We start from the raw sequence: 11,408 nt of genomic DNA, 5'->3' as shown, positions 1-11,408 counted from the left end.
TAGGAGCTGCCGAAGGCTCGGGCCGCGATCGGACGATCTTTTGACGTTGATCGTAAAAAAACAGATCAAAAGATCGCAGCCTGCGGCAGCTCCTACAGTGGAGATTTGCGGTGTGTCAGTGGACGGTAAGGACGATGCCCACTCTTGCGCGGGCGGGTAATCAGAACCCGAGGAGTGCGCAGGCGACGTTGTTGGAGCGGTTGGGTAGGCCGATTTTTCCAGTGAGCAGTTAAGGTCAAAGGCAAGAGCCCCTCACCCTAGCCCTCTCCCGGAGGGAGAGGGGACTGATCGGAGTGTTTGGGCGAGGTACGCCGACGTGGGATACCGAGTTGAACTCACAATCTGATAAGCCCACAAATCGGCTCCCTCTCCCTCGGGAGAGGGCTGGGGTGAGGGGCAGGCCCACCCCCAACCTCAAGCCAAACCCAATAAAAAAGGCGACCCCAGCGGATCGCCTTTTTTGTACTTGATACACACCTGTAGGAGCTGCCGAAGGCTGCGATCTTTTGATCTTGATCCTGTAGAAACAAGATCAAAAGATCGCAGCCTTCGGCAGCTCCTACACGGAGATTTGCGGTGTGTCAGTGGACGGTGAGGACGATGCCCACTCGCGTCAGCCAATCGGCTTCGAGGCCAAAATCTGCCTGAGTCAGCTGATTTTCATCCAGCCAGTTCTCCGGGAATTCCACGTCCAGGGTGTCGCCCTTGGCGTGCAGCACCACCTGCGGCATCGCCTGTGTGCCACGGATGTGGTGGAACAGAATCGCGAAACGCAGCAGCACGCACAGGCGAATCAGCTTGGCGCCGTCGTCACCGAAGTCGGCGAATTTGTCTTTGGGAATGTTACGGCGATGGCCGCGCACCAGCAGGGCGAGCATCTGTTGGTCTTCGCGGGAGAAACCGGCCAGATCCGAGTGCTCAATCAAATAAGCGCCGTGCTTGTGGTAGTGATAGTGCGCGATGTCGAGCCCGACTTCGTGCACTTTCGCCGCCCAGCCGAGCAATTCGCGCCAGATGCCGTCGTCTAGCTGCCAGTCCACCGCGACCTGATCAAACGCGTGCAGGGCTTTGCGTTCAACCCGTGCCGCTTGTTCGACATCAACGTGATAGCGCTCCATCAGCGAAGTGAGGGTGCGTTCGCGCACGTCTTCGTGATGATGGCGGCCGAGCAGGTCATACAGCACGCCTTCACGCAGCGCGCCTTCGCAGTGATCCATGCGTTGCAGTTCAAGCGCATCAAAAATTGCTTCGAGAATCGCCAGACCCGCCGGGAAAATCGCCCGGCGATCAGGCTTGATGCCTTCAAAATCGATCTTGTCGGCATCGCCGAGTTTGAACAGGCGACGCTTGAGCCAGGCCAGCCCTTCAGCATTCACTTCGCCGGTGCCATGCCCGCCAGCCTTCAACGCGAGGCCGATGGCGCGGATGGTGCCGGAGGAGCCGATGGCTTCATCCCAGGTAAGGCGATGCAGGGCGTGCTCGATGCTCATGATCTCCAGCCGCGCCGCCGTGTACGCTTGGGCGTAACGGGCCGGGGTGATCTTGCCGTCCTTGAAGTAGCGTTGGGTGAAGCTGACGCAGCCCATTTGCAGGCTTTCGCGCAGCAGCGGTTCGAAGCGTTGGCCGATGATGAACTCGGTACTGCCGCCGCCGATGTCGGCGACCAGACGTTTGCCCGGGGTGTCGGCGAGGGTGTGCGACACACCGAGGTAAATCAGACGGGCTTCTTCACGGCCGGAGATGACTTCAACCGGATGGCCGAGGATTTCTTCAGCGCGGTGGATGAATTCGAGGCGGTTGCGCGCTTCACGCAAGGCGTTGGTGCCGACGATACGCACGGCACCGAGCGGCATACCGTTGATCAGTTGGGCAAAACGCTTGAGGCAATCGAGGCCTCGCTGCATCGATTCTTCGTTGAGCTTGCGCTCATCGTCGATGCCGGCGGCCAGTTGCACCTTCTCGCCGAGGCGCTCAAGGATGCGGATTTCGCCGTTCTGGGCCTTGGCCACGACCATGTGAAAGCTGTTGGAGCCCAGGTCGATTGCGGCGATCAGGGACAAATTCTTGGCTTTGGATTGCGGCATGGTCAGGGGGTCTCGGTCGATAACCTCGACATCGTGCCACGATCAACGGCTGCCGCCAACGCACAGAGATCAAGGTTGATGCTGTAGATGGCTGATCGGATGCTGATCCGGGAATAGTGATTGCTGGGTTAGTTGATACAAAGAGTGACTTTATAAGCGGAATGTTTTCCTACGGCATATAAAGCTTTTTACCTAGGCGCTGCAGAACTTTTTCGGCAAGTGTTAATAACCTCTTCCTTCGCCATGTAAGTGCAATTTCCTACTGGCTTTGACACCGTGTCTTCTTCTTATTCGTAGGCAATGTCCTCAGACTGTGTAAGTCGGGTATGAGTGCTGGCGGTTGCCTGCTCGTACTCTTTTACAGGGATGAAGACTTCAACTGTGTTGAAGTCAATAAGCGTCAGGTGGACAAGTTATGAAAACAATAAGTGCTTTAATGGCGGCTGCAGTGATTGCCAGCGTTTCTATCAATGCTCAGGCGGCTATTGATCTACGGGTCAAGGGCTCGATCGTGCCGGCCAGTTGTGTGCCGTTTCTGGAGGGCGGCGGCGTTGTCGATTATGGCAACATCGCGGCTGAAGATTTGAACCAGACTTCCTACACCGTGCTAGAGAAGAAGGAGCTCGTCTTCAACATCAACTGCCGGTCGCACACCAAGGTTGGGCTGAAGGCGCAAGACGGCAAAGGATTCAGTCAGGTTGCAGGCATTCTCGCCGCCACCATCGGCGCCGACTACACCGATAACTACAACTACGGTCTGGGTGCCACAGCGGATGGTGAGAATATTGGTGGTTACGCCGTTAACCTCAAGCCGGGCAGTTTCAACGCCTCCGGTACGCCAGTCAAAGTCATTACCTCGCTGGACAAAGGCACCAGCTGGATCGAAACAGCTACCGGTGCGGTCGGGCAAAACGACAATCTGGGGTCGTGGTCGCGCACCGTCGGATTGATCGTCCCTGTCTCTTTCATCACCCTGAGTGGAGTGATGGAAGTACAGGCGGTCATCAACAAAGCGTCAGAACTAACCATCAATAATGATGTGCCTCTGGATGGTTTGGCCACTTTTGAACTCAGTTATCTCTGATTGCTTTTGATGTGTTTGGCATGTTGCTCCCTCAGAGTGACATGTCGCACATGTTGTTACTTTTTAACTGACTGATTGCAAGTTTCTTGTCGCGAAGTTTATTTGCTCGTGAGGGTTTGGTGTGGCTGAAATAATGTTTTCAATAAGAACAGTGTCCGTTGCCTTCATTATGTTGTTTTTTGTTGCAATTGCATCGGTGCGCGCCGACGGCATGGTGCCGGAAACGACCGTGGTCATTCTTAATGAAGAGGACGGTGAAACCACCATCAATATAAAAAATACCGATGCGACGCCAGCCTTGTTGTACTCATCGATCGAGAACCTCCCGGAAGATCCCGAGTTTCTCGCGCTGGTAACCCCGCCAATCACCCGGGTAGAAGCCTCGGACAAACAATTGGTGCGGGTGATCGGGCAGTTCTCCGAACCGCTGAAAACCCAGCGCCTCAAACGCATCATTTTCGAAGGCGTACCGCCGAGAAAACCCGCAGACACGGCATCCGTCGGCGTGACGATCCGGCAGAACCTGCCGCTGATCATTCATCCGCGGGGCCTGGCGAAAAATCCCACACCGTGGACGCTGCTTGAGTGGTCGTTAGTGGGCGATGTCCTGCAAGTGCGCAATGAAAGCCCCTACGTCGTGCGGCTATCCCAAGAGGTCGTGCTGACCCCGCAAAACCATGTCGCGGATATTGGTCGAACCTACGTGCTGCCGGGCGAAGTCCTGCAGCGCAAGCTTGATAGACAGCCGCAATCGGCCACGGGAGTCACGTTTTACCCGGCAACGGTTTATGGCTTCACCGTCGACAGCTACGACGCTCGCCTCAATGTCCAAGGGCCTTGAAGCATGGCCAGCGGGGTTGCCCGAGCGGTGTGTCTGGCGGCGCTCGGTGTATGTGAGCACGTACTCGCTGCGCAACCCCGGACGGTGGAGTTCGACACCGATGTACTCGGCAGTCGCGGCATCGATCCGGCCATGGCCGAATACTTTCGGCTGGCTCCGCGTTTTAGCGAGGGCCGGCGCCTGGTGACACTGTTCGTCAATGGCCGTCAGCAGGGCTGGGCCGAGGCGCAGTTCGATACCGCCGGTGAGCTGTGTTTTACCCAGGGTCTGCTGGACAAGGCAGGATTGCGCAGCCTCGATAAAAGCACCACCGACAGCCAGGGTTGTCTCGCTTTCCAGGCGCATTACCCACAGACACAAGTGACTTTGCGGCCGAATCAACAAGAAGTGCTTCTGCTGGTGCCAACCCATGCGCTGGCCGATGTGGCGCAAACGACCACAAATTTCACCCGTGGCGGCAGCGCCGGGATGTTCAGCTACGACTTGCTCGGACTGGATAACGCGTCTTCTGCTGGCAGCAGTCGCTACATCTCGGCCTCTACGCTGGCCGGTTTCAACACGGCGGACTGGATCGTACGCAGTCGTCAGCAGTGGAATTCCGGGCAGCAGACTGGCGGAGTCGAACACCTCTACAGCTATGCCCAACGCGATCTGCAACGGCTGGATTCAACGTTGCAATTGGGCCAGATCAACACCAGCAGTCCACTGTTTGCCGGTGTGCCCATCACTGGCGCGCAGCTTTTTCCAGCCCAAAGCGCTGTGCGGCCAAGCGAATCCAGCGCCACTGTCGATGGCATCGCCAGCAGCCCATCGCGCATCGAAGTTCGCCAGTCCGGCGCGCTGATCTACAGCACATGGGTGCCACCAGGGCCGTTCAGCCTGAACGGTTTTGCTTTGCTCAATGGCAGCGATGATCTACAGGTGAAGGTCATTGGTGAGGACGGCGCGACGAGGGAGTTTGCGTTACCAGTCTCGGCGTTCCATCAAATCACTCAGGCCCGACCCGGCTATCACCTGGCGGTGGGAACCCTGCGTTCGCGAGCGGATGAACAGATCGACAATCAAACCTTCGCCACGCTCAGCGGCAGTTTGAGCTTGGGGCCAACATCGCTGCTCAGCAGCGGCCTGATGACAACGCCAAATTATCAGGCGAGCGGCTGGGGCATCGATACCCGCCTGTTTCAGCACGCTGACCTGCGTTGGCGCGCAGTTTTAGCCCGACAGGCCGACACCGATTCGCAGGGAATGCAGCAAAGCCTTTCCATATCGAGTGCATTTTTCGAACGGGCCAGTTTCGGCCTCAGCGCCACACTGCGCAGCGAGCAATACCGCGATGTGCTCGATAACCAGAGCTACAGCGCCGATCAATTGCAGCAGCGCTTCGCCAATCAATTCAGCGCGACGCTAGGTTGGGCGGATCCGCGGTGGGGCGGGTTCAGCGCTGCAATCAGCCGCAGCGCCTTGCACAACGGCGAGCACCGGCAACGCTTGAGCGGTTCGTGGGGCAAGGGATTCAAGCAAGCCAGCGTGTCGTTCAACATCGAAGCCGAATCGAACGCGACGGCAATGCACCTGAGCATCGGCATTCCCCTCGGCGGCTCGCGCCAGTTGCGCACCTATGCCAGCCACCGCGATACGCAAACGACGCTGGGCTCGGCGCTGAGCGAGCAAGTCAACGACACGGTGAGTTATCGCTTGGGCGTCGACGGCATCGGCGAGGCGCGCGGTTCGCGGCTGAACGCCAGCGTCGGCCTGCTTCCGCGCTATGCCCAAGTCGGACTTGGCGTGAACCGCGACGCGGCGAGCAACAGTTACATGGGCCAGCTCAAGGGCGGCATCGCTGTGCACGAGGACGGCGTGACGTTTTCCCCTTATGCCATTCAAGACACCTTCGGCATCGCTTCCGTGGGAAATCTTTCGGGGGTGCAGTTAACGACGCCGTCAGGCCCGGTGTGGACGGACGGCGACGGGCGCGCGGTGATTCCCGGGCTGTCGGCGTACAGCCAAAGCCGCGTGCAAGTGATGACCCGGACGTTGCCGCGCCGGGTCGATCTGATCAATGGTTTCAAAGAAGTGCAGGCCGGACGCGGCTCATTCAATACGCTGGATTTCGAAGTGATCAGCGTGCGTCGGGTGCTGTTGCAGATTGTCGATGGGCAAGGACTGCCCATCAGCCGAGGCGCGTCGGTGTTGACGGCGCAGGGGCAATTACTCGGTTCAGTCGTTGAGGGCGGCAAAGCGTTTTTGAGTGATGTGCAGGGCGCGCAGACGTTGCACGTTCAGCTCGCCGACAACCGCCGCTGCGAACTGCAACTGGAACCGCCGCCCGACACTCACAGCGATCGCTTGTATGAAGTCATGAAGGGCGTTTGCCATGCGCGCTAAATCAGCCGTCGCGCTAATCATCTATCTGCTGATGACACCAATTTTCGCCGCTGACTGCGAATCACGCCTGAGCCAGTCCGAAGTCGATTACGGCCAATTACATCGCGGCGCATTCCCTGATCAACCCCTCGGCCAACATTGGGTAAATCTGGACACTCACCGACTCACCTTGACGGTGATCTGCCAGACGCCAACGCCAATCAAACTGCGCTTCAACGGCACCAGCGCGGGCCCGAATGTCTTCCGGTTAGGCCAACAGGGCCAATTCAGCCTGCGCATCAGCGACGCGGTAATAGACGGCAGCGCGGCGATGCTAACCCGCGATACCGAGCCGCAGCCACGCGCGGAACAACTGTTCGATGCGGCGCAAACCATTCAATCGCAGCGCGCCCGACACTTCACCGCGCAGATCGACGTTCAAGCGCAACTGGACACCCGCCAGTTGCAGATCCACGACGAAACCCTGTTCGAAGCCGCCGGCACATTCGAGTTGCTGCACGACTGAATGCTCAGCCCACGTGCTCCACCGTGCCGATGAAGTTGGCCAGTTCCGCCGTCTGCGGATTGGCAAACAATAGCTTCGGATCGCCCACTTCATGCACCTTGCCGTGGTGCATGAACACCAGTTTGTCACCGACTTCGCGGGCAAAGCGCATCTCGTGAGTGACCATGATCAGCGTCATGCCTTCCTTGGCCAATTGCCGCACGACGCTGAGCACTTCGTTGACCAGTTCCGGATCGAGTGCCGACGTAATCTCATCACAGAGCAAGACTTTCGGTGACATCGCCAATGCCCGGGCAATCGCCACGCGCTGCTGTTGGCCGCCGGACAGTCGATCCGGGAAAGCATCAAATTTTTCCCCGAGGCCCACGCGCTCGAGCATCTCTCTCGCCAGTTCCGCCGCTTTGGCTTTCGGCACTTTCTGCACCACTTGCGGCGCGAGCATCACGTTCTCGCCGACGGTCAGGTGCGGGAACAGGTTGAACTGCTGAAAGACCATGCCGACTTTTTGCCGCAGGCTGCGCAGATCGGCGCGGGCGGCGTCGAGGTATTCGCCGTCGACTTCGATCACGCCGTCGTTGATCGATTCCAGACCATTAAGCGTGCGCAACAGGGTGGATTTGCCCGAGCCGCTGCGGCCGATGATCGCCACCACCTGACCTTCTTCGACGCTGAGGTCGATGCCTTTGAGCACGTGGTGATCGCCGTAGTATTTATGCAGGGCGGAAATTCTAAGCAGAGGCATGCAGTCTCCTTTCCAGGTAGCGCGCACTGAGGGACAAGGGGTAGCAGAGCAGGAAGTAGCCGAGGGCGACGAGGCCGTAGACCATGAACGGTTCAAACGTGGCGTTGGCAAGCATGCCGCCGGTCTTGGTCAATTCGGTGAAGCCGATGATCGAGGTCACCGCGGTGCCTTTGACCACTTGCACCGAGAAACCCACGGTCGGCGCCACGGCAATGCGCAGCGCTTGCGGCAGGATCACGTAGCGCAATTGCTCCAAAGGATTGAGCGCCAGACTCGCCGAGGCTTCCCACTGGCCATGCGCGATCGACTCAACGCAACCGCGCCAGATCTCCGCCAGATAGGCGCTGGTGAACAGGGTCAGGGCAATCGCTGCGGCCATCCACGGCGAGATTTCGATCCCGGCCAGGGCCACGCCGAAGAACACCAGAAACAGCTGCATCAATAGCGGCGTGCCTTGGAACAGCTCGATCCAAGTGCGGGCGATATTGCTCGACAGAGGGTTTTTCGAGATGCGCATGATCAGGATCAGCAGCCCGACGAGGCCGCCGCCGATAAACGCCACCAGCGACAATGCCAGCGTCCATTGCAGGCCGATGAGCAGGTTGCGCAGGATGTCCCAGAAGGTGAAATCGCTCATGCGCGGCCCCCGCTTCGGCTTATGTAGCGGCGACCGATCCAGTTGAGTAACTGGCGAATCAGCAGCGCCATGCACAGGTAGATCAACGTGGTCAGCGCATAGGTTTCAAAGGCGCGGAAGTTGCGCGACTGAATGAAGTTGGCGGCGAAGCTCAGCTCTTCGGTGGCGATCTGCGAACACACCGCCGAACCGAGCATGACGATGATGATCTGGCTGCTTAGCGCCGGCCAGACCTTGCCCAGCGCCGGCAGCAGCACCACATGGCGGAACGCTTCAAAACGCGTCATCGCCAGTGCCGCTGCGGCTTCCAGTTGCCCGCGCGGAATCGCCTGAATGCCGGCACGGATGATCTCGGTCGAATAGGCACCGAGGTTGATCACCATCGCCAGCACCGCCGCTTGCCACTCGGAAATCTGCACGCCCAGCGACGGCAGGCCGAAGAAGATAAAGAACAACTGCACCAGAAACGGCGTGTTGCGGATCAACTCGACGTAGACGCCAAAGATCGCCGAGAACGGACGGATGTTCCACGCCCGCACCAACGCCCCGACAATGCCCACGCCGACCCCGAGCAGCGCGCCGATGGCCGTCAGCTCAAGGGTGAACAGCGCGCCGCGCAGCAGCAGGTCGGTGTTTTGCACCACCGGCATGAAATCGAACTGATAAGCCATGAAGATCTCCCGCGCAGTCGATCAGAGATCGGCCGGCAGCGGCTCTTTCAGCCAGGTCTGCGAATTCTTTTCCAGCGCGCCGTCAGCCTTGGCGGTGGTCAGGATGTCGTTGACCTTGGCCAGCAGCGCCGCTTCGTTCTTGTTCACGCCGACGTAGACCGGCGAATCCTTGAGCTTCACTTTCAATGCCGGCACGCGTTTCGGGTTCTTCTCGCTGATCGCGACCATCACCACGTTACCGCTGGCGATCAGGTCGACCTGCCCGGCGAGGTAAGCGGCGATGGTCGAGTTGTTGTCTTCGAAGCGCTTGATGGTCACGCCTTCGGGGGCGACCTTGGTCAGTTCGATGTCCTCGATGGCGCCACGGGTGACGCTGATGGTCTTGCCCTTAAGGTCGTCGAGGTTGTTGATCGCAGCGTCTGGCGGGCCGAACACCGCGAGGTAGAACGGTGCGTAGGCGCGGGAGAAGTCGATGACTTTCTCGCGCTCGGCGTTTTTGCCGAGGCTGGAAATCACCAGATCGACTTTGCCGGTGGTGAGAAACGGGATGCGGTTGGTGCTGTTGACCGGGGTCAGCTCGAGTTTGACCTTGAGCTGGTCGGCCAGCAGTTTCGCCGTGTCGATGTCGAGGCCGCGAGGTTTCATGTCCGGGCCGACCGAGCCGAAGGGCGGAAAGTCTTGCGGCACGGCAACTTTCAGCGTGCCGCGTTTGACCACGTCATCGAGACCGTCGGCGTGAGCAGGTATCTGGCTGAGCAGCAGGCTGGAAAACAGGGCGGCGAGGAGGGCGCTGTAACGCTTGGTCATGGACAATCTCCGGATCGGCGGGAAGTGATTTCTGCGATCGGACAGAGCATGCGCCGTGCCAATACGTGGCTTTCGCTGCGGCAGGCCGCGGTTTCAGAGGGTTTGTTCGGTCTTACTGGTCTGAACAGTCAGGTTGTTTTTCGCACTGCCATGGCGCATCGGCCGCGATCACCGAACCCCGCTGGGGCATGACTTGCCGGACTCGGCGAATAGCTTTACAACTAGCCGCACATTGGCCTGACGCGTCTGAAAAACCATGAATTCGATTTCCCGTGCGGTACCCGAAGTGGCGCTGCAAGCGATCCGCAAACTGATCACCGAACAGGGTTTCGGCGCCGGCGATGCCTTACCGTCACAACGCGATCTGGCGTTGCAACTGGGGGTGAGCCGGGCGTCGTTGCGCGAGGCGTTATCGTCGCTGAGCGCGTTGGGCGTGGTCAGTATTCAGCCGGGTAAAGGTGTGTTCGTGCAGGCGCCGGTGGAGTTGTCATCGGGCGAAAACGCACCGGGCTGGTCATTCGCCGCGCAGGCGTCGCCGCTGGATATTTTTCAGTTGCGCTATGCGCTGGAAGGCTTTGCCGCCGGGTTGGCGGCAGTGACGTTGAGCACGTTTGATCTGGATGCGCTGGAGGATAATGTCGCGGCGATGCGCGAGCAATTGAAGGCCGGCGACTTTGAGGCGGCAGCGAAACTCGACTTCGAATTCCACCGGCGCATCCTCCTGGCCAGCGGCAATCAGGCGATGCTGAGTATCCTCACCGCCAGCGCCGAGATGTTCCTCGAGAGCCAGAAACTACCGTTCATCCGTGCCGAACGCGCCATGGAAACCTGGCAGGAACACCGCAAAATCCTTCGCGCCCTCGCTCGCCGGGCCTCGGCTGCCGCGCAAAAAGCCATGCAGGAGCACGTGCGCAATGCCGCGCTGCGCACCGGAATCGCCTTCATCGCTCCCGCTACCGCGTGACTTGAGCTATACCCAAACTCATCGAGTGCCATAGCAAGACTCAATCATCTGCGGCTTCCTGAACAGGGGAAGGGCGGCTATGATGGGCCACGTTTTTTTGCTTACAACCTGGAGAATTCCATGAGCAGCGATCTTATCAAACACGTTAGCGACGCTAGCTTCGAAGCCGACGTACTCAAGGCCGAAGGCGCTGTCCTGGTCGATTACTGGGCTGAATGGTGCGGTCCTTGCAAAATGATCGCTCCGGTTCTGGACGAGATTGCCGAGACTTACAAAGGCAAGCTGACCGTTGCCAAACTGAACATCGACGAAAACCAGGAAACCCCGGCCAAGCATGGCGTGCGTGGTATCCCGACGCTGATGCTGTTCAAGAACGGCAACGTTGAAGCGACCAAAGTCGGCGCGCTGTCGAAGTCGCAGCTGGCAGCTTTCCTCGACGCCAACATCTAAGCGTCGCTGTAAAGTGCATTAAAAAAAGCCTCGCAAATTGCGGGGCTTTTTGCGTATTCAGGGCTAGACGCTCAGAAACTCAGGTGGTACATTCGGCCCCGCAGTGGTTTCTCCACTGCCCCCTGCTAGCCGTCGCCGACGCACTCCTTTTCGAATAAGTACGCGATCCTGTCGCCTTCTCTGCGGCGCGGCCTCATTAAGCCAAAAGCTTAATTTCCCCCCCTCCATAACTGCGTCC

Annotated in this window: 11 protein-coding genes; 6 read left to right on the top strand and 5 right to left on the bottom strand. The window is 58.9% G+C overall.

Translation table 11 applies throughout. The annotated features are described in order from the left end of the window. Nucleotides 1-581: 581 nt before the first annotated feature. Nucleotides 582-2,084: an exopolyphosphatase gene (gene ppx / locus ACIOMO_RS19285; RefSeq protein ID WP_400652378.1), complete on the bottom strand. Its 1,503-nt coding sequence runs from the start codon at nucleotides 2,082-2,084 to the stop codon at nucleotides 582-584. Between the two features lie 415 nt (nucleotides 2,085-2,499). On the opposite strand from ppx, the gene ACIOMO_RS19280 reads away from it, so the two are divergent. The 4 genes from ACIOMO_RS19280 to ACIOMO_RS19265 all read left to right on the top strand — a co-directional run bounded on the left by ACIOMO_RS19280 (nucleotide 2,500) and on the right by ACIOMO_RS19265 (nucleotide 6,899). Next, the gene (locus ACIOMO_RS19280) at nucleotides 2,500-3,168 is read left to right on the top strand and encodes a DUF1120 domain-containing protein (RefSeq protein WP_401242907.1); all 669 of its coding nucleotides are present in this window, start codon (nucleotides 2,500-2,502) and stop codon (nucleotides 3,166-3,168) included. 121 nt (nucleotides 3,169-3,289) lie between these two features. Beyond that, a complete protein-coding gene (locus ACIOMO_RS19275) occupies nucleotides 3,290-4,009 on the top strand; it encodes a fimbria/pilus chaperone family protein (RefSeq protein ID WP_401242905.1) in 720 nt (239 codons plus the stop codon). Between the two features lie 3 nt (nucleotides 4,010-4,012). Then, nucleotides 4,013-6,394, top strand: a complete 2,382-nt coding sequence (locus ACIOMO_RS19270) for a fimbria/pilus outer membrane usher protein (protein WP_401242902.1) — start codon at nucleotides 4,013-4,015, stop codon at nucleotides 6,392-6,394. Further along, nucleotides 6,384-6,899, top strand: a complete 516-nt coding sequence (locus ACIOMO_RS19265) for a hypothetical protein (RefSeq protein ID WP_401242900.1) — start codon at nucleotides 6,384-6,386, stop codon at nucleotides 6,897-6,899. Before ACIOMO_RS19270 ends, ACIOMO_RS19265 begins: the two co-directional genes overlap by 11 nt. 4 nt (nucleotides 6,900-6,903) lie before the next feature. Here the strand turns inward: ACIOMO_RS19265 and ACIOMO_RS19260 are convergent, their stop codons facing one another. Genes ACIOMO_RS19260 through ACIOMO_RS19245 form a run of 4 tightly spaced genes read right to left on the bottom strand, consistent with a single transcriptional unit; the run spans nucleotide 6,904 to nucleotide 9,756 of the window. Continuing rightward, the gene (locus ACIOMO_RS19260; protein WP_401242897.1) at nucleotides 6,904-7,641 is read right to left on the bottom strand and encodes an amino acid ABC transporter ATP-binding protein; all 738 of its coding nucleotides are present in this window, start codon (nucleotides 7,639-7,641) and stop codon (nucleotides 6,904-6,906) included. Continuing rightward, nucleotides 7,628-8,278: an amino acid ABC transporter permease gene (locus ACIOMO_RS19255; RefSeq protein WP_159814351.1), complete on the bottom strand. Its 651-nt coding sequence runs from the start codon at nucleotides 8,276-8,278 to the stop codon at nucleotides 7,628-7,630. The genes ACIOMO_RS19260 and ACIOMO_RS19255 overlap by 14 nt, the downstream gene beginning before the upstream one ends. After that, a complete protein-coding gene (locus ACIOMO_RS19250; RefSeq protein ID WP_053124909.1) occupies nucleotides 8,275-8,949 on the bottom strand; it encodes an amino acid ABC transporter permease in 675 nt (224 codons plus the stop codon). Before ACIOMO_RS19250 ends, ACIOMO_RS19255 begins: the two co-directional genes overlap by 4 nt. 21 nt (nucleotides 8,950-8,970) lie before the next feature. Further along, nucleotides 8,971-9,756, bottom strand: a complete 786-nt coding sequence (locus tag ACIOMO_RS19245; RefSeq protein WP_401242893.1) for a transporter substrate-binding domain-containing protein — start codon at nucleotides 9,754-9,756, stop codon at nucleotides 8,971-8,973. A gap of 256 nt (nucleotides 9,757-10,012) precedes the next feature. On the opposite strand from ACIOMO_RS19245, the gene ACIOMO_RS19240 reads away from it, so the two are divergent. Together ACIOMO_RS19240 and trxA are read left to right on the top strand one after the other, a co-directional pair. Then, complete coding sequence (locus tag ACIOMO_RS19240) at nucleotides 10,013-10,720, top strand: FadR/GntR family transcriptional regulator (protein WP_159814345.1); 708 nt, start codon at nucleotides 10,013-10,015, stop codon at nucleotides 10,718-10,720. 120 nt (nucleotides 10,721-10,840) lie between these two features. Further along, nucleotides 10,841-11,170, top strand: coding sequence for a thioredoxin TrxA (gene trxA / locus ACIOMO_RS19235; RefSeq protein WP_003206727.1), 330 nt, complete (start codon nucleotides 10,841-10,843; stop codon nucleotides 11,168-11,170). The last annotated feature ends 238 nt before the right edge of the window (nucleotides 11,171-11,408 follow it).

It is taken from the genome of Pseudomonas sp. NPDC087804 (assembly GCF_044742965.1).
In the GTDB taxonomy this organism is placed as follows: domain Bacteria; phylum Pseudomonadota; class Gammaproteobacteria; order Pseudomonadales; family Pseudomonadaceae; genus Aquipseudomonas; species Aquipseudomonas rustica.
The sequence above is the reverse complement of the archived record's forward strand: the minus strand, read 5'-3'. Positions and strand labels throughout refer to the sequence as shown.

Bases quoted from the DNA above. Each gene is read 5' to 3' on its own strand.
- ACIOMO_RS19255 (WP_159814351.1), bottom strand. From the start codon at position 8,278: ATGAGCGATTTCACCTTCTGGGACATCCTGCGCAACCTGCTCATCGGC.
- ACIOMO_RS19270 (WP_401242902.1), top strand. From the start codon at position 4,013: ATGGCCAGCGGGGTTGCCCGAGCGGTGTGTCTGGCGGCGCTCGGTGTA.
- ACIOMO_RS19265 (WP_401242900.1), top strand. From the start codon at position 6,384: ATGCGCGCTAAATCAGCCGTCGCGCTAATCATCTATCTGCTGATGACA.
- ppx (WP_400652378.1), bottom strand. From the start codon at position 2,084: ATGCCGCAATCCAAAGCCAAGAATTTGTCCCTGATCGCCGCAATCGAC.
- ACIOMO_RS19250 (WP_053124909.1), bottom strand. From the start codon at position 8,949: ATGGCTTATCAGTTCGATTTCATGCCGGTGGTGCAAAACACCGACCTG.
- ACIOMO_RS19260 (WP_401242897.1), bottom strand. From the start codon at position 7,641: ATGCCTCTGCTTAGAATTTCCGCCCTGCATAAATACTACGGCGATCAC.
- ACIOMO_RS19245 (WP_401242893.1), bottom strand. From the start codon at position 9,756: ATGACCAAGCGTTACAGCGCCCTCCTCGCCGCCCTGTTTTCCAGCCTG.
- ACIOMO_RS19280 (WP_401242907.1), top strand. From the start codon at position 2,500: ATGAAAACAATAAGTGCTTTAATGGCGGCTGCAGTGATTGCCAGCGTT.
- trxA (WP_003206727.1), top strand. From the start codon at position 10,841: ATGAGCAGCGATCTTATCAAACACGTTAGCGACGCTAGCTTCGAAGCC.
- ACIOMO_RS19240 (WP_159814345.1), top strand. From the start codon at position 10,013: ATGAATTCGATTTCCCGTGCGGTACCCGAAGTGGCGCTGCAAGCGATC.